General features: G+C 42.4%; 9 protein-coding genes. 5 read left to right on the top strand and 4 right to left on the bottom strand.

What is annotated here, in order from left to right; translation table 11 throughout:
• Positions 1 to 133: 133 nt before the first annotated feature.
• Entirely contained in the window at positions 134 to 2749 is a 2616-nt protein-coding gene (locus C2869_RS05905) for a hypothetical protein (RefSeq protein WP_159084058.1), read from the top strand.
• A complete protein-coding gene (locus tag C2869_RS05900; protein WP_108602071.1) occupies positions 2749 to 6390 on the top strand; it encodes an Ig-like domain-containing protein in 3642 nt (1213 codons plus the stop codon). Before C2869_RS05905 ends, C2869_RS05900 begins: the two co-directional genes overlap by 1 nt.
• A 460-nt stretch (positions 6391 to 6850) precedes the next feature.
• Here the strand turns inward: C2869_RS05900 and C2869_RS05895 are convergent, their stop codons facing one another.
• The 4 genes from C2869_RS05895 to C2869_RS05880 all read right to left on the bottom strand — a co-directional run bounded on the left by C2869_RS05895 (position 6851) and on the right by C2869_RS05880 (position 16070).
• A complete protein-coding gene (locus tag C2869_RS05895; RefSeq protein WP_108602070.1) occupies positions 6851 to 8035 on the bottom strand; it encodes a cellulase family glycosylhydrolase in 1185 nt (394 codons plus the stop codon).
• A gap of 167 nt (positions 8036 to 8202) precedes the next feature.
• A complete protein-coding gene (locus C2869_RS05890) occupies positions 8203 to 12447 on the bottom strand; it encodes a CBM35 domain-containing protein (RefSeq protein WP_108602069.1) in 4245 nt (1414 codons plus the stop codon).
• 877 nt (positions 12448 to 13324) lie between these two features.
• A complete protein-coding gene (locus tag C2869_RS05885) occupies positions 13325 to 14548 on the bottom strand; it encodes a hexokinase family protein (RefSeq protein WP_108602068.1) in 1224 nt (407 codons plus the stop codon).
• Between the two features lie 172 nt (positions 14549 to 14720).
• On the bottom strand, positions 14721 to 16070 hold the full coding sequence (locus tag C2869_RS05880) for a sugar porter family MFS transporter (protein ID WP_108602067.1): 1350 nt from the start codon (positions 16068 to 16070) through the stop codon (positions 14721 to 14723).
• A 354-nt stretch (positions 16071 to 16424) separates the two neighbouring features.
• On the opposite strand from C2869_RS05880, the gene C2869_RS05875 reads away from it, so the two are divergent.
• The 3 genes from C2869_RS05875 (at position 16425) to C2869_RS05865 (ending at position 19703) form a co-directional block, all read left to right on the top strand.
• Positions 16425 to 17387, top strand: a complete 963-nt coding sequence (locus C2869_RS05875) for a diguanylate cyclase (protein ID WP_159084057.1) — start codon at positions 16425 to 16427, stop codon at positions 17385 to 17387.
• Between the two features lie 697 nt (positions 17388 to 18084).
• Positions 18085 to 19071 carry an IS110 family RNA-guided transposase gene (locus C2869_RS05870; RefSeq protein ID WP_108602065.1) on the top strand — a complete coding sequence of 329 codons (987 nt, stop codon included), beginning with the start codon at positions 18085 to 18087 and terminating at the stop codon, positions 19069 to 19071.
• A 152-nt stretch (positions 19072 to 19223) separates the two neighbouring features.
• On the top strand, positions 19224 to 19703 hold the full coding sequence (locus tag C2869_RS05865; RefSeq protein WP_108602064.1) for a CreA family protein: 480 nt from the start codon (positions 19224 to 19226) through the stop codon (positions 19701 to 19703).
• Positions 19704 to 19736 lie beyond the last annotated feature (33 nt).

Below are 19736 nucleotides of genomic sequence, written 5' to 3'. Positions count from 1 at the left end.
TCTATTTTTTGAAATTAATTTGTTTGAACTCCGGTACGCTTATCTGGAGCACTTCATTAATTGCAAATAGCTATTTAGCAATACTTGATGTTCTAGCATACATAACCAACAAAATAAAAATAGGGAGATAGCTATGAATAGGTCATTATCTATTCTGTTGTTAGCGAGCATGTCAGGAGTGGTATTAGCCGCACCGGGCGATAATCTATCTGGAAACAGTCAGTCTGAAAATAGTCTAATAGACGTTCAAAGCACATCATTTCGCAGTCCACCAGCCACTAGTAATCTTTATGTGGCTAGCTATGGCAAACTCAATTGGTCGTCATTATCCACCTTGCAAAATATAGGTTCGGGATTTGGCACTGATCACCAGTATGATTACCACATAGGCGGATTCTTATTCCACTTATGGGGTGATGAAATAAACCCAGAAGCAGAAGGTTTTAGAGCTAAATCTGGGCCAATATATGCTTCACATAATGGCTTAGCCCATAACGATAGCCAAGGGTTACCCAGTGGTAATTTCGACAAAGTAATACTGGCCGAAGCACCTAACGCCATAGCCCATGTTTGGGGGCATACGCCACAATATGTAGCAAGATTTGCCAATGAAGCCAATATTGCCAACCCAAGTAGCCAAACTTATCTATTTCAAACTTGGCCTACCGTTGAATCTTTGGATTTAACCAGTTGGCGCGCGCAAATCGATTCGAGTTTTGCCAATTGGCAACGTGTAATTGATGTCGTCAATGGCGATTCGCCAGCTAACAATAATCCAGCTGAGTTTTTCTATTTAGCACCTGCCGATATTCGCGCCGAACTAGCGCCAGATGTCGAGTTAATTCCGGCTGCTAATGCCCTTGGTTATTTGTACGATGCTTTTCATAACGAAAATCCGCAACGCCCACCGCAAGCACAGGAATTTATTTCGGAAGTGTTTAAATACCCCGATTTTTCAAACGGTATTGAAAACGCCAATGGTGGTGAACATGTCGGGTATCTTAGTCCTGAGGGCGAATACTTTATTGCGCTGGTAACATATGGAGCCTTGTATCAACGCAGTCCTATCGGTGCTTCAAACAGCATTGAATTTAATCACAGAGGTTGGAGTGGCTATAGCGACAAGTTATTCCCTGCAACACCCTACCCGCAACCGGCAGAAATCCCTGCCGCTAAAGCCGAATTTTACCAAAACTTAGCTTGGCAATTTTTAAGCGAGTTTTATTTATGGGATGCCGATAGTGACCAAGTATTGGATCATCAAGATCACTTCCCACTAGATGCCACGGAGTCGATTGATAGCGATGGCGATGGTGTGGGTGATAACGCCGATGCTTACCCAAATGATCCTAACTTAAGTGTTTTGGTTGAAGCTAATCACGTCGGTGATATTTTCTTTGTCGGTACTTCACTAACTTCCAACAACATGATGTCCATGCTGGAAAATATCAGTGATGATTTTGGTCATGCTATGGATTATGGCTATCAAATGGCTTGGAATGATTCCTTGTATCAAAACTGGGGAGACGATTTTAATGGCGAAATTGGTGACTTTGCTTATGTTGGCCAACAACAATTACGCCATCGTTTAGGCAGTATTAATTACAATGATGAGCGCGCATTAAACAGCCGAGATTATGCAACCTTAATTATCGCTGATAACTGGAATCATATCCGCAGTGGCTGGGGCCATTTAAGCCGCTATACCGCGCGCTTTGCTGAGTATCTGTATCAACAAAATCCACAAGGTAAAACCTATCTCATGCAAACATGGCCGTTTGTATTAAATGGTGATCTCACGACATGGCGTCAACAATTAGCAACTAATACCCCACGTTGGCAGCAAGTGGCCGATACGGTAAATGGTGTAATTGAACCCAGCTCAGAGCCTGGTACGTTTTATTTACCAAGTGTTGATAGCTTAACACCTGAGGCGAGAGGCGTTGGCGTGATCCCCGCGGGGTTAGCCTTAGCGACCTTATACGACAGATACCAAGCCGGGCAAAGACCACCACAAGGTCGTGAATTTATCTCTGAAGTCTTTAAGTACCCAGATTTCTTTTACGAATGGGAAGGTGGCGATGGTACTAACCGTATCGTCAGCTTAAGCCCAGAAGGTGAATACTTTATCGCGTTAGTTACCTACGCTAGCGTTTACGAAATTAACCCTGTTAATGCCACCACCAATATTGAATTTAACGGTAAAGGCGAGTTTGGTTACAGCTCAGTGCAACATCCGCAAACACCTTATCCGAGCCCAGCCAATATAGCGGCTGACAAGGCTGCCTATTATCAAGCTTTAGCGTGGCAAGTGGTAACCGAGTTCAACGGCTGGTCGCAAGACCATGGTCAAAATGATGCCGATGGCGATGGGGTAATTGACGGGCGCGATGCCTTTCCAACCGATCCAACTGAAAGCCAAGACTCAGATGGCGATGGTTTAGGTAACAACAGTGATTTATATCCATTTGAATATTCTTCTAGTACAGCCATTGCGCTAGCAGAGCCTGTCGTAACCAGCCAAGTGACAGGCAATCAAGTTAGTCTAAGCTGGGCCGACAGCGGCGCTAACCAGTACCGAGTTTTATATTGGTATGGCAACGAAACGCCAAACGAGATAGTCACTCAAGCATTAAACGTCACGTTAAATGACTTAAGCCAATTAACTGGGTTAACCATTCTTATCGAAGCTAGTGACGAACGAGGCAATGCCGTATATAGCCAACCAATTATTGTGGAGGCGCTGTAATGAATATTTCAAATCTAAGATCAACCCTAAACTCTATCATAGGCAAACAAGCATTTTTAAAACTCAGCCTAATCGCTAGCCTTGCCATTTCGGGCTTGAGCCAAGCAGCAGACTATCCACCGAATATCGATTACGGTCAGCAAGGTGATTTTGTTGTTAAACGTGGTGAGCAATATGGCCGCACGGCGATCTTAATGCCGATTGGCCCAATTATGATCAACTTACCGGAATTACCCGGCAGTAGTTTAGTTAACGTTGAAGGTGCCAATGATTTAATCGATGTAGCGCGCGATTCAGCGTGGGATTTATCGGATCTCACTAACCCACAGTTGATCCGTGAACTACGTGAACCACGCCAAGTCGCGTCCATGCCAATTCATGCTCATGCCACAGTGATCCGAGTTGATGAGCAGCGCGGGCCATTACTCTATGGCCGCGGTGCGGGTGATCTGCAATTTGACCCATCGGGGGCTGATTCAAATAGCCAGCTCGTCCGAGTCGATGATTTTTGGCGTTGGAATCGAACCCAACCTATTTATGATCCGATTAGCTATACCCATTTAACCGCGCCCTATTACGTGCGCAATTACTGGAACTACGATCTTGATACTTCAGGTGCCATGGCTATTCGAGATACCTCACGCATCGTTGCCGATTTTCCTGCAGATGGCGTGTTAGGTGTTAGTCAGCGCCATGGTTGGTTAGGTGAAGTGTTAACCCATTGGGATCATCTTGGTACAACTAGCGTAACAGGCTTTACCACTTGGTTGGGTAATTTAGTTGTGGTGACTTCGGATCAACTCTCGACCGGTATGGCGATCTATGATGTATCAGGCTTTAAAGAAGGTCGCGAACCACGTTTACTTAGTGTCTATCAACCTACCTTGTCTGAGCCTGATGGCAACGGTGGCGTTAACCAAATCGGTATAGGTGGTTACTGGGTAGAATCTTACGGCGCTAATAAAATGGTATTCTCGGCACGCGCTCGTGATGCTGGGCCACGCCGAGTTAATCCGGGCATGTTTATTGTCGATTTTACCGATCCAACCAATCCACAACTAAGTTGTGAATTGTACTTCGATGTCGATAAAACCGACCAAAGTGATGGCGACGGTTCGAGTGATCCTATGTATGTTAACTTCCAAGATCACTATGCCTATGTCGATCATTTCAAAGTGGATATGCAAGCTTGCGAATCTGCTTATGTCGATAAACATATCTCGGATGCCGAATTCAAACAGATCGTTTACAAGTTTGACGATATCGCGAATCAATGTGATTCCAGCCAATACTTCCGACCATTAGGCCAAGTTGGCTTATTTGGTGGTTATGATTGGTGGCAAACCGATGATGTTAATGAACAAGGTATGTGCTTTTTTGTAACCGACGATGAGCCTGACACTAATGCACCTTATGTTGCGGGACACAGACCACTAGCTGGGCAAAGTGAATACCCAATTGATGGCCTGATCCAAATTCATATCCCAGAAACATTGCGTAGTGAAACCTTAAACAATGCTGTGCAGCTAACTATCGCTGAAACTGGCGAAGCGGTTAACTTCCGTTTGCAATTGTCGCATACCGGAATATTAGGTGTTTGGCCTGATGAATATCTTGAGCCGAATACCGAATACCGAGTACAGGTTTCTGGCATTGCTGATTTTATGGGCAATGTGATGACGCCGTATGAGTTCAGTTTTACTACCGATAACGGCGACTTATTTAAACCAACGCCAGGAGCAATTGGTGGAGCGCCAAGAGAAGTCGCGCCGTCATACTCAGGTGTTCCTTATTTTCCGAATCAGTCGAGCCAAATGGCCTGTCAGCCCGAAGCGGAAAATAAAGACTTATGGGTAGTTAACCCAGATAACGACAGTGTCGCGATATTCTCAACAAGTTTAGACCCGAATGACTACAGCAAAACTCACCAACTGCGCCGCGAAGTTAAACTTAACTTTGAAAAGCCAACTTCAGTTAGCAAGGTTGCTGGTTTATTTGCTGTTACCCATGCCGATGATGACAAGGTAGTGTTTTATAACGAAGATGGTTATCCTCGCTTTACCATAGATACCGGCCACGGCAGCCATCCCATAGCTTCAGTAGCTGATGGTGATAACTTGTATGTTGCCTTATATGGCAGTGGTGAAGTGGCTAAGCTGCATGTTGGTCGGCGGGAAATATCACAACGAATAACCGTTGGCCCAACACCAAAAGCCATGGCGCTATTTGCCGATCGCTTGTTAGTCACACGCTTTATTTCGACCATGGAACATGGCGAGGTGTATGACATTGAAATTGGTGATGACATGCAGCTAAGCCAAACCATTACCATTAATAAAGTCTTGGTCAGAGACGATATTGTCAATGGCTCGGGTGTACCTAACTACCTATCTAGCATAGTTATCAATCAAGACGGCACACGCGCTTGGATCACTGCCAATAAAGCCAATGTCGATCGCGGTTTACAACGCAGTGGCGAGCCACTTGATGAAGACAATACGATCAGACCTATGATCGCCATTCTCGACTTAACCGCAGGCGCGGATGCCAATATTGATCCGACTACGACGGAAGGCAGTATCGATTTGGATAACAGCGCCGATCCTTCAGGTATTACCTTGTTAGCCAATCCACAGATCCAAGCCCATACTTTGCGTGGTAACAACAATCTGATTTTAACTAATCATGAACGTAACAGTTCAGCGCAGATCACCACAGGTTCAGCGCCTCAAGAAATGTGTACCACTTTGCGTACCCTCTATGTGAAAAACTATACGGATCGCACGGTCAGTGCTATTGATGTTGCCAGCTATATGCACAGCAATAACCTAACTCCAACGATAGAAACTTTATCGACAGTGACCCAAGAAAAGCTATCAGACCAAGAGCTACTCGGCTTACAAACTTTCTACTTTTCGAGCATTCCAGAAATGGGGCGTGAAGGTTATATGACTTGTGCTTCATGCCACGCTGATGGTGGTCATGATGGTATGACTTGGGATATCACAGCCCTAGGTGAAGGTTTGCGTAACACCTTATCGTTAAATGGTAGCAGTGGTACGCGGTTTGGTAACTTACACTGGTCGGCTAACTTTGATGAAGTACAAGACTTTGAGATCCAAATGGAACAACTTAATGGTGGCGATGGCTTAATTCCAGACATTACCTTTACGCAAGGCATGTCACCATTAAGCCATATCACCAGTGGTCAATCTGAACAGTTAGATGCATTGGCGGCATACGTAAATGGCTTGGGTAAAGACAGAGTCGCCCGCTCGCCATACCGTGAGTATTCTGGTCAGCTAAGTACTGCTGCCCAGCGTGGTCAGCAAGTGTTTAATCAGCAAGGTTGTGCCGATTGTCATAGTGGCCAAGCGTATCGTGATGGTCTAAGTCATGATGTTGGCACCATCAAAGCTAGTTCAGGTCAGCGATTAAACGGTACATTAACTGTCATCCGTACGCCAAGCTTGATCGAACTCTGGATGAGCGCGCCGTATTTCCATGATGGTAGTGCAGCAACGTTGCAAGATGTATTAAGCACTGGTGATCATTATGTCGATATCAGCGAAAGTGAGCGCAGCGATTTAATCGAATATCTACACTCAATTGACCGCGAGCTATATATTGATGATGAGTAGCAAAAATTAACTTAAATAAGCTGCGGGAAGGCGTTATAAACCTTCCCGCTTTTTAATAAAGTAAACACAATACAAATTACCTCTGAGCGCGAGCAGTCTTAGTGTACTTAAATTTCGATACCTACACTGTTCGTCTCTTTAATTCACACCTGACAAATCATTGTGTTTGCCTTTTCCTTATCATTCACGACTATAGCTCTTTACCAATGACGCATAAGTTGGTTTCCGCCTGCACCTGAATACCGATGGGATGGGCCAAACCATCACGTTTTATATAGTTAGGTTACCGTCCATGATAACTCGTATCACACTCGGTGCATTAAGCGAGAACCCGACCTACAAAAGACCACTCTACTAATCAAAATTAAATTGAAAAGGAACTAAACGCTTTTTACTATTAGATAATGGATGCCAGATCAAACTGGCATCCATGTTAGAAGATAGCTAAAAACAGTATGATTTAGTAATCCGCGGCAGAACCTTGTACTACGCAAGAACCATTGTTTTCCCAACCCCAGCCGTCACCGTCGGGATCAACCGATGATGAGCTGCAGTAAGGGAAACCATTCGGCGCATGGGTATTAACAACAATACAGCTTTGGCCGTTTTCCCAACCCCAACCATCTCCATCAGGATCAGCCGCAGCTGAACTACAATTTGGATAATTGCCTGAGCCACCGGTATAGATAGTCGATAATACTGAGGTGTTAGTTATACCATTGCTGCTGTTTAGTAAGGTATTGCCCCAGGTGGTTAACGAATTAGCATTCCAATTATTAACGATATCAATTTCACCATAACTGGCGTCATTGCCATCCCAAGACCAACCTAGATAACCCATATCATAATATTCAGCACGTTCCATGATTGACGCTTCATCAACATCAAATTGTTTATGTGTCGCTGCAAACTCACCTACCACAAGTGGTAGGCCATTATTGGCAAACGTCGACATATAGTTATTAACCTTGTTGTAGCTGTCGTAAACTTCATACATATGCACGCTAAATACGATGTTTTTGTCTGGATCATGATTGAATACTTGAGATGCATTATCGCGCATCACGTTTTGCCAATCTTGTCCCCAGTTAGGCGCATCAACCATTAGCGTGTGGGTAAAACCATTGTTACGCAGACGTGTGATCGCCGTTTTATGATCGTTAATCCAGCTACTTGCCGCCTGATTGTTACCAAATGGCTCATTGCCTATATTAATGATCACGTAGTCTTCCTGACCGACAAGTTGATTTTTAATACTGATCCAATAGTCTACCGCCGATGATAATGTCGCTGCTGCACCATCTTCACCATAACCCGTGGTGTCATGTACTTCTAACACGGCCACTAAGTTATGGTCTTTAGCTTTTTGAATAATATTGGCAACATCGCTAGCACTATTTTTTGTCCAACGATGACCATTACTTAGCACAACACGCACCGTATTTGCGCCTGTTGCAGCTATACCCGAAAGCGAAGTATCAAGCTTGTCGGTAAACCAAGCGTGAGCATGGTTAACACCACGCATAACAAACTTGTTGCCATTACCATCGTAGATATCGCCACTATTTACATAGAAACCAGCGAAACTTGAAGCTGACATACCTAAGGCTAAAGTTGCCGTTATTGCTTTTGCTAATTTATTCATAAATATCCTCAAAATCGTGTTTTGTGTGTTAATTACACTTGTTATTTAAGTAAATTGGTGGCGCATCCTTGGCCTTGTTATTGTTTTTCGTAGGTTGGTGCTGAGCTTGTGAAGCCCAACACCTCTTACTAAATTGTTGGGCTTCATTCTTCAGCCCAACCTACTGATTATTCAAACAATGCGCGGTAATCCGCTGAGTATTGTTTGATCAGATCACATACGGGCTTATGCAGATTTAAGTGAATGGTATTGCCTTCAACATTATTTCCTGGCGCACCTAAGCCAGTAATGTTGTATTCGTTATCGTTGATGACACAGTAGAATTGGAACCCATCATTGTTAGCCGACCAACCGCCTGAATATTCACCATAAGGGCCTGAACCCCACTGGCCGCCAGTACTGCCATTGCCCCATTCAAGGCCGCTAAGTTGCCAGCTCAACATACCGCCGATTGCGTCTTTGTTATTCCAAGCAACCGCATACCAATCGGTAAACACTTGAGTACGTTTAGCCAAACCCGCTTCAATAGTGCCCGTGGTATAAGCCGCGCTGTCTTCCTGACCAACAGGTCGAATTACATTGGCTGGCCAGCTAAATTCTCCAATATAGGTAGGTTTGTTTAATTCGCGACCTAGCTGCGCCAACAGTTCAAAATTATTAACGGTTTGTGCATCTGTCATATTCCACCAAGTGGGATAGATATGCGCACTAACAGCATCAATATTAGGATTGGCATTAAGTGATTTAAGGGTTTGGTAATCGTCGCCTGAACTATTAAAGTTGAACGAAGACTCCATACCAATCGATACCAAATGTTGTGGTGCAATTGATTTAATATGACTTGCAATATCATCTACCCAATCAGCAAAACCATTGGCAATCCGCGGTTCGTTAGCTAATTCCCACATCATAATGGTCGGGTCATCTTTATAGGCGATACCAGTAATTTGATTGGTGTGATTAAGTAAGTTAGTGATAAAGGCTTTAAACTGGGCGCGCCCTGTCATATCGGTATAGGGCCCGTAATCGGTAATTCGGCCGAAATAGTCCCACTCGTCCGCTAAGCTCAGCACCAAGCGAATATTCTTCTCAGCCGCTAACGCCACATAGTTATCGAACAACTCAAAGCTGCGATCAATAAAGGCTTGCTCAGCAGCCGTTCGCTCACTAGGCGCTTTGCTCAATACAAAACTATTGCCGGATTGCAGATTAATACAAACCCCGTCATGGGTTTTCTCGTCATTACAAAACATCCAAGTGCGAACCGCATTTAAACCAACCGCCTCGGCTCGATTAAAGAAGTCTTGCGCCATAGGTTCTGGCTTGTACATCAGATAGTACTGATTAGTGCCATTAAAGTACCAAGGTTTACCATCCAACATAAATTGGGTGCCATTGGTGGTAACAAATGAACCCGTGGTGAGTTCACCCACGGTAACTCCAATACTTTGCGTTGTACTCGTACCTTGTAAACCTAAACTAATACGATAAAAACCTTCATTGGTAACAGGGATAACCAATGGACTAGCACCACTATAAGTTTGCTGTGCACCACTGTTTATGCTGTAGGTGATATCACCATTACCTAACTTATCAAAATGCACAACAATATCTTGCCCACTTGGTAATTGCGCACCTGAAGTGGGTGAACTAATCGATAAACTGCCTAAATGCTCGACCGTAGCGGATTTAAGCTGAACATATCCCCAATGTGTACTGGTATTGGCAACTCGGATCCCAGTGCTATGCGAACCGGCTTCTAACTCAGCATCAAAAACTATTTGTGCTGTTGAAGAAACAGTAAAGTCTTTAACCGTGCCATTAAGAAAAGCTTGGTTAACCCGATTATCACCATTAACGTTTTCGACATTTAAAGTAATGCGATACTGTCCTGCGGTTTCAACGGTAAAGTCCCAACCTGCAGAAGAACCTACTTGGCTATTTTCAATTTGAATATAGTCAGCTTCAATCGTAACGGGTTGCACAGTAACGCTAGAATCAACGGCATCAGCAATTGTTAAAGTTGTGGTGGATAGTGGCGGGATCACAGGATCGTTAGGGTCAACTGGATCGGTTGGATCTGTCGGATCGGTTGGATCTATTGGATCTATTGGATCTATTGGATCCTGAGGATTATTTGAATTAGCTGTCCAGTAATCTTTTAATGCTGCAGCGGCCTCAACATTAAACGGAGATTGTCCCGGATAACCATGCTCGGCGTCACCAACATCTAATCCAACACCATCGCCATTATAAAAACCAATCACATCATAAGGCGCACCGCTGACCCAAATCATTAATGATTTAGCAACAGTATTAGGATCTTGCATATATTCAAGTAAGCCCTTAATCGCAACTTCGGCATGTTTTTGATGAGCTTCGTAGCTAACCAATTCTGCAGCGGTGACTTCATCTCTATCCCAAACATTAGGTGTCACTAAGCCTTTAACACCCATACCATATTCACCTAAATGGAATGGCGGCAGATCATCTTTAGCAATACCCAATTTGCCCATCAACACTTTTTGCAAAAAGTTTTGTTCATGGATCTGCAAGGCATCTTTTACATCGCTTGGGGTAGTCGGTATGCTCGTTGAATTGTTGTCCGTAACCGGATTTAAGATATCCATTGGCATATATTGCGACACAGTAACCGTATCCAACGCCTTAATGTAGTTGGCAATATCTGCACGTTGCTGATCCGTCATATCATCCAAAAACAACAAGTGTTGATACTGTTGAAAGCTGGAACCTGAAACAATTCTTGAGAAGTACTCAGGGTGATTTTCAAGCTCCATCAAGTATTGAATATGATGACTAAAGTTGTGACTAAAAAATACGTTGTTGGCTAATGTCGGATTGGCTGCAACTTGCGCCCTAACATAGGCTAATAACTCGACCCAACGTGCCGGATAGTTTTTAGTAGACTCCATTAACTCAGCACCAATGTCATATCGAATTGGTTCGGCTAAAGGCAGGTTCACTTGGTTTAAAACATCTTCGATAATTGCTAAGCCTTTATCAATTACGCATTTATAGTCATCGGCCATAGGATCAAGTTGATCAAACAAACCGCGCCAATTTAATGAACCAGGATTTTCATTTCCGTTAGCTCCCAACCAAGAGAATTGGATAGGATCGATATGTGGACGATAGTTAACGCGTACGCCTTTATCGATTAATTCTTTTATTAAAGAGGCTTGTTTGGCAGCACTTAACGTATTGTTATCGTCATGACAACGAATACCCTCTGCATATGTGCTGATAAAATAGGTCGGAATGAAAGACACGCGCTTGATATTGTATTCATCAATCACCGCCATCTTGGTCGCTTTATTAGCTTCGTAGTGATATGGGTTCCATCCTGCCCACGCGATACCAACGTCTTGGCCCAAACCTTTGTCAAACAAAGCACCATCGTATAGATCACCATAATCACCGAACACCTGAGTTTGATCGGTTTGAACTATGTATTGATTGCTGGCGACACTAGGGATGGTGTCAGCGAAATCTGCAAAGTTGTCTTTCGTGCTATCAGTAACATAGCTGCCTGGATAATTTGAATTATCACCACCGGTACCGTTGTCACCAGTGCCGTTATCACCTGTGCTACTGTCACTATCTGCCGGAGCAATAATATTGACGCCACGCAGCCAGATATATCCCCATTGATTACGAGCATCCACGCCTATAGTGTTATTTCCTGCAGCTAACTCCAATGTAAAACGATAGCTGGCATCACTGCTAGTTTGAGCTGTCGTCACACTCTGCACGTTATCATTTACATAAAAGTTATTAACCTTACTACCATAAGGCGACTGATAAATAACATCGATTTGATATTGACCAGACGTCGGGGCATTGTAGCTCCACTGCGCTAAACCCTTGTTCAAATTGATGTGATCACTGGCTAGATTGGCACCGTCTGATAGGTTAGCTTGATCGATAGTTAATACAAGTGATGTATTCGAAGCATCTGTACCCGTATTGTCAGAGCCGCTATTACCAGAATCAGAACCTGAGTCCTGCCCTGAACCTGTGTCTCCAGTATCATTACCCGTGTTGCCATTGCCTCCGCTATTATTAGAGCCATCACTAACAGCGACAGTTAATACATCATAGCTACCATCACTAAAGTACACTTCAAAGTCATGCTCACCTGCACTTAGCGTTTGTAAAAAATCGCTGTTGATGGTGAGTACACCTTGATAGTTGGAATAACTGTTGACGTCTTTTAGATACCAAAAGCCTGTTCCAGGATCAGGGATCAGATCAACTTGGATATCTTGCTGAGTGTTTAAATCATATTGAACCGAAGTAGGATAAACCTCTCCGGCTTTGGCGTGTGTGGTTCCAAGCAACGCCAGCGCTACCACAGAAGTAGTAAGCGTACTGAGTTTTGTCTTGAACATTTTAACCTCAAATTGTTTTGTTATTTTTATGTGTGATTAGTGAGTCAGTTAGTAAGCCGTGATCGTGTCGAGGGTGATTTGGTAAACCAAAACAAATACAGCGAAGCATTTGTCCACAGCAAGCTAACTTATCACTCTAGTCTTCTCGCTCAGGCTTTATGGTTCATTGTCAGCGCTTACTCGCCCCAATCACATAATAGAGCATATGCTCATGGGGTCTCGAAGCTTGACGGCTTCCCCTAAAACCCGATCGCTTTGACTACATAAATAAAAGTAACCGGTTACATTTATGTTGTCAAAATGTATATTGCAAATAACTATATTGAAACATTTAAAATGAAATCCTTGATTGATATTTTTATTATTAAATTCAATATCTTAAAAAGATAAATTCAACTCGAAAGGGTCTATGTAAAATATCACAATATTCTATATGTAAATATTATAACCGGTTACATTAAGGGTGTGTTTATAGATATGTTAATAAATTTTAGAGAGCTTTTAGGGTCGTGGTTTGTTCAATATTGTAGGTCGCCGTGCGCTGTTCCTGTAGTGCCTAACCAATTACATAAACACCAGTTTTAACCTAGAGATAGCTATCAAAGACAGTCAGCACCAAGGCTTGCGGTGGTTTAACCTGTGTTAGCGGATACTTTAGTGTTATGCAGATAAATCTGCACCTACAGGGAACTAGGAAGTGCCGAGCGTTCTGGAATAAGCATCGGCCACCTACAGGAGGATATTTTGACTTAAGCCGAAGAGCACACAAGATATATTGCAAAGCCGAATTTCCTCCAGCTATTACAATATTTGTCGATATGAAATCGACCCAAATTACGAATTTAAGTCCTTAGATATAAAATCCAATAAATAATACTTAACTAGCCAAATTCAAAGCCATTGCCGAGCCCAATAGGTTAGCGTGCTCTACTCTTTTGATAACGAATTCAGTATCTAGTCCTAGCTCAGATACCAGCTGTTTTATGTAGTTTTGGGTTAAGTGCTCATAGGTATGTTGAGGAGTTAACTGACTCCAAAACAAGCCGCCTTCGGCCACTACTTTTATACTATCAATCTGACGACTATCACTTAATAGCAGCAAGTTAGCTACTAAACTGCAGGCAGTTAATTGCGCCGAGCGTTCGTAAAGCTGAGTAGCTATTTGCCCAGGAGTAGAATCAATACCATGGTTTTTTACTACAGCAGAAAATGCCTTAGCACCCTCACTCGCGTCTACTTTTACATCGTCGGATAATATATTAAATAACCGCGCTAAATACATGCTGGCACAGGCTTTTTCTAGCTGCTGTTGCCCAGGTAGCTCTGATGCTGCGTCTAATACATTATCGCAATCAGCCAACATCAGAGGCTTATGGTTACCACATTCTAAATTAATCGGAATGGGTTGTTGCTTAGCAAGCGAGGCATTTTCAAGTTTAGCAACCTCCCCCACTTGCATCATAGTCGCAATATTAAAACCAGTACCGGCAATCAAGCCTAAATAGCCTCCAAAACTGACGTCAACGTTGTCGGAATTGCCACTAAGTCCAGCTAATAAACTAGCGACGGTATCATTTACGATTTGCACCCCACTAATCGCTAACTGATACTCAGAGTCTAACAACGCTAATAGATCTTGGGTAACGCTTTGCCCCTCGGTATCTGGAACAAACAATCCTTTCGTCCATTTATTAAGTACCGCATCACCACTTGTCAGGCTGGTACAAGGAAACGAAAAACAAAACGCCAATGGCAAACTATTATTAATACGCACAGCATCAATAGCACGAGCCAAGCAATGTAAATAATCGGCTTTGGAAAATATTTCTCCACGCAGCCAAGGCATAACAAATTCTTTAACTTCACTCGCTAAAATCGCGCCATCTTCGGTTAATTCGACACGCGCAGCACGCAAGTTTGAACCTCCCAGATCCAATACATAAACTTGGCCTTGATAACGGCCAAAATCTGGGTTGATATAAGTCGGCAAGCAACGAATAGGTTGCTTATCATCTTGCAATCCAAGTTGTAACGCTCGATAAAAATCGCGACTTATATCAATCAATTGTTCATTTGAATAAAGTAAGGATGCAGTTCGCATCTTTAGCTCCTATAAATTATCTATTTGCCTTATGCCGAACATTTGCCTGCAAACCAGTCTCTTGTAGGCGAGCTTTTAAGCTTGCAGAGCCTGCAAACCGAACCCTCGTTGGCAAACCAAATCCAAAAGAGCAAGACTGAAGTCTCGCCTACAGATGATTAACAACTCTGTTTTAACCAACAGCAGCCTCGACTTTCCCACGCTCTTCCACATCATCCACTTTGTCAGACACAACCTCTAACGAGCGGCCTTTTGTTTCTGGCATTAAAAACAACACAAACAATAACTGTAATATCATCATAGCGGCAAAGAAGGTAAATATGCCACTAGCGGAAAATTGAGTTAAACACCAAGGCATAACCAGGGTAATAATCGCAGCAAATACCCAGTGTGTTCCGCAGCCCAATGCTTGACCTTTGGTACGCAATGAACTTGGAAAAATTTCAGCAATAAATACCCAAATCACAGCGCCTTGCCCGACCGCATGCGAAGCAATAAAGGCAAACACAAACATAGCGATTGTGATGCCACCAAGATCATGACTAAAGGCATAGGCAATAACCGCTAATGAAGAAATATAGCCAATCGAACCTATTAGCATTAAAGGCTTACGCCCTAATTTATCGATTAAATAAACACCCAACATAGTAAATAGTAAGTTAGTCAATCCAATTCCAGTTGAAGACAATAAAGCCGCAGACGTATCTAAGCCAGCCAACTCGAAAATGCGTGGGGCAAAATAGATTACAAAGTTAATACCTGAGACTTGATTAAAAAACGCCAGTAAGAAAACAAGTAAAGCGGAAAAAGCGAATGGTTTGCTAAACAACTTAGCTTTTGTTTGGCTTAAACCTGCTTTATATTCTTGCAGAACGGCTTCTACTTCCTGCGGTTCAGTGTACAAACGATTTAAGACTTGTTTAGCTTGGTCGGTTTTATTCTTAAACAAATATAACCAGCGCGGACTTTCTGGAACTTTTAGCACTAACAATAAGAAGGCTGCCGCCGGAATAGCCTCAACCCCAAGCATTAAACGCCAATCGTGGCTGATCACACCTGATAATAAATAGTTAGATAAAAACGCGATCAAAATACCGAATACTAATTGAAACTGGTACAAAGCAACTAGTTTGCCTCTATGCTGATTAGGTGCAATCTCTGTTATATAAGCAGGCACCACTATGGTGGACATACCAACACCAATACCGCCTAAAAACCTAAAAAGACTAAAGGTATAAGGATCGGTCGCTAACGCTGAACCCAAGGCTGAAACTAGATATAAAACACCAACTAAGATTAGGGTTGTTCTACGTCCGAATCTATCGCATGGAATACTGCCAGTTAGTGCACCTAATACTGTCCCCCATAGCGCGGAGGACATTATCAAGGCTCCATGAACTAGAGGTGAAGTATTCCATAAAGTTTGAATTGGCTTGTCTGCACCAGAAATCACTGCAGTATCAAAGCCGAACAAAAAGCCGGCCATTGCGACCGTAACTGACCAAAACACTAAATTTTTCATTTACTTGAACTCCTGCAGTTCATCTTATTTTTTGATACCACCAATTGAGACTTAACCTCTCAATCTACTTTTAACTTTCTACCTAACCTAAACAAATAGTAACCGGTTACATTTATAACCAAATAATCTTTCTAGTTTTATTTTGTTTAATCTTATTAAAATCATCAACTTACAAATTAATAGCCGTAAACCGGGCGTTACAAGCATCATACTCAAACAAATTAATTGCTAATTTAGTTTGTAACCGGTTACACATTATGCTTTACTATTAACAAAGTCGCAACATCAAATGTTGTGGTACACACAAACAGTGACAACGAGTCGCTAGGGATAAAACCTGAATTGTATTAAACAGTGTTTAAAACAATAAAGGTAACCGGCTCCAATATTAGCTTTGAGGTTATTATGTTAAGTCGTTTTAAATTTCTACATGTGTTAGTGCTAGTAGCCGTAGGCCTATCAATTCAGCTTGAAGCCAAAGAAACCCAAGTTATTAGCCACTTACCTATTCAATCTGCTCAAGATCAATACTTTAGTGAGCTAATAAAACTAGCGATTAAACATGCTGACAACGGCCATAAATATAAAACCGAAGAGATTAACCAAAAGCTTAATCAGCAACAGCAGGCAATACGCCTTAATGACGGCCGCTTGTCAATTATGTGGGCTGGTACAACGCCTGACTACGAAGAGCGTCTAAACCCAATTCGTATTCCGTTGTTAAAGGGGCTACAAGGCCATCGTATATTTATCATTCGCGCTAATGATCAGGCGCGATTCAGTTCAATTAATACCTTTGCTGACCTACAGCAGTTTAAAGCCGGGCAAGGTCGATTTTGGGGCGATACCTCAATCTTAAAAAATGCCGACTTACCTGTCGTCACCCCGTTAAAGAAAGAAAGCTTGTTTTACATGGTGGATGGTGAACGTTTTGATTATTTTCCGTTAGCAGTACACGAGCCTTGGTCTGAGGTGCAAAGTCGCCAAGATCTACAACTCGCAGTCGAGAAGCAAATTCTCCTAATTTACCCTATGGCTATGTACTTCTTCACAGGCAAAGACGACGTCGCTTTAGCCAATATGCTGCGCCAAGGTTTAAACCGCGCGGTAGCTAATGGCGAATTTGATAAGGTGTTTTACAACACTCCTCATATAAAAGCCGCGTTGAAACTCGCTAACTTGTCGGAACGAAAGGTATTTAGAATCAAAAACCCTAACTTACCTGCAGCAACACCGCTAGATCGAAAAGAATTATGGCTAGATATTGAATCTGACAATGATGCAAAAAAAAACCAATTAGTTGTTGCAAAAATGTAACCGGTTAACCCAGTTCTTACAGTTGTGTCTCGTGACTGTCCCTCCCCTAAACTTGGAGTGTACGCCAGGTTTAGGGGCTTTTTATTTTCAGGACGTTTGTTCCTTTTAATACCAACTACCTAGTTGCACAGCCCTTAAAGCACAATGTGGTCACCTTGCTTTAAGGGCTTTTTTATCCGCATATTATAGTCAAAGCGATCAGGTTTTAGGGGAAGCCGTCAAGCTTCGAATCCCCATGAGCATATGCTCTATTATGTGATTGGGGTGAGTAAGCGCTGACAATGAACCATAAAATCTGAGTGAGAAGACTATATTGTCAGGACTTTTGTTCCTTTTAATACCAACTACCTAGTTGCACAGCCCTTAAAGCACAATGTGGTCACCTTGCTTTAAGGGCTTTTTTATCTGCATATTAATTATAAAATCGCCACCAAAAGGCTTGGGGTTATGTAAGCATACAAGATTTTGTTCCCGACAAATCTTAAGTACCTGCAACCGTGCAAGCATAAATGCTCGCCTTGTATCTCTCTGTGATAGGTGTTTAGCTAGCACTTATCACATCGGGAAGCCAGTGAAGTATGTTGCTCGTCTTATCAGAAAATGATGTTTTGTAGATTATACCCTGGCTTCCTAACCTCCATAAAACTGAATGGTATCCAAGCGCTTGACGCTGCATGTACAAGGGGAGTAAATAGAGATGAAGGCTTTTACAGGCATTGATGTTAGTAAAGATAAATTAGACGTGTGTTGGCTTCGTGATGTCACCACAAATAAAAAGAAAACAAAGGTGTTAAAAAACACCTCTAAAGGCCATGAAGCATTAGCCGAATGGTTACTTAAAAATACAGGTTTAACACCTCAAGAGATTGTTATCACCGTTGAACCAACCGGTGTTTATAGTGAACCCTTGATGTATTTTTTACATGCAAAAGGCTTTATTTTACAACAAGCTAATCCTGGTAAAGCATACAAGTATGCTCAGGCCTTAGATTTGGTTCACAAGACAGATAAATCAGACTCGATAATGCTAGCGAGGTATGGCCACGACAGACAGTATTCTTTATCTCATTGGCAGCCAGAGGCCAAGGAATTCAGGGAGTTAAGAGCTATGTTGCGTCGATTGGAAGCACTAGAGAAAGATTTACAACGAGAAGAAAATCGATTTGAAGCGGCTGATTTTTCAAGTGCATCAAAACGTGTAATTGAATCATTAGAAAACATGATTTCAGCGTTAAAAGAAGAAATTAATAAGCTCACAGAAGAGATTGATGACCATATTGACCGTCACCCAGATTTAGGAAAAAACAGAGATTTCTTATTAACTATCAAAGGTGTGGGTCCAGTTATTTCTAGGATTATGGTGAGCTTATTTGCCAGTAAAGATTTTAAGGATGCAAAGCAATTATCGGCTTATTTGGGGTTAATTCCTAAGATGAAAGAGTCCGGAAAGCGAGCTGGAAAAACGACCTTGAGCAAAGAAGGGCCGGGTTACATAAGAGAAAAATTGTATATGGCAGCGGTTGTTGCTAGCCAGCATAATCCAGATATAAGGGCACAGAAAGTGCGCTTATTAGCCAAAGGAAAAACGAAAATGGAAGCCTTGGGCGCTGCGATGCGAAAGCTTGCACAAATATGTTTTGGCGTGGTCAAAACACAAACAAATTATCAGCCTCAAGTAACATAAATTAGTACTTGAGACCGGTATAGAGAGATGGTATCTACAATATAATCGCTAAACCACCTCATTAATCAGTTTGATGACAGCGAATACCTCTATCGAACAAAAGTCTCTATGTTAAACTTTAGCCAGCCTCTAATACTCAATTTCCTAACCATATGAAAACCAAAACCTTATTAGCTTTTGCTACAGTGCTATCAGTTAGCAGTTTAGTCGCTTGCTCCGATAATGAAGTAGGTGATGTGTCACTTGGCTTGTTTACCACTAAAGATATTAAATTAGATCAAATGACAGATCCGAAAATCCCTGGTGTCACCTGTCATGTAGCGTCAATTGAAGCCGATTTAAGCTTGTCAGACCCTAGTGATAGCTCTATTTCGTGTCGTCAAACCGGAGCGATTACACCAGCCATGATAGCTAGCATAGATAAGTCGAAATCTGGTGAAGTGGTATTCAAAAAATCGAAAAGTATTTTTATGAAAAATATGAAAGTACGGCGGATCTTCGATGCCAGCAGCCAAACATTAATGTATGTATCTTATTCAACCAAAGAAACATCAGGCAGCTTTAAACATAGCTTATCAACCGTACCTTTATGGGGAACGCAGGCTTACGTTACGCCAGCGCCTAAAAGTTAGAAATATTGGTAGCCTGGGTAGTTATTGAAGGTG

The organism is Saccharobesus litoralis (assembly GCF_003063625.1).
Taxonomy (GTDB): domain Bacteria; phylum Pseudomonadota; class Gammaproteobacteria; order Enterobacterales; family Alteromonadaceae; genus Saccharobesus; species Saccharobesus litoralis.
The sequence above is the reverse complement of the archived record's forward strand: the minus strand, read 5'-3'. Positions and strand labels throughout refer to the sequence as shown.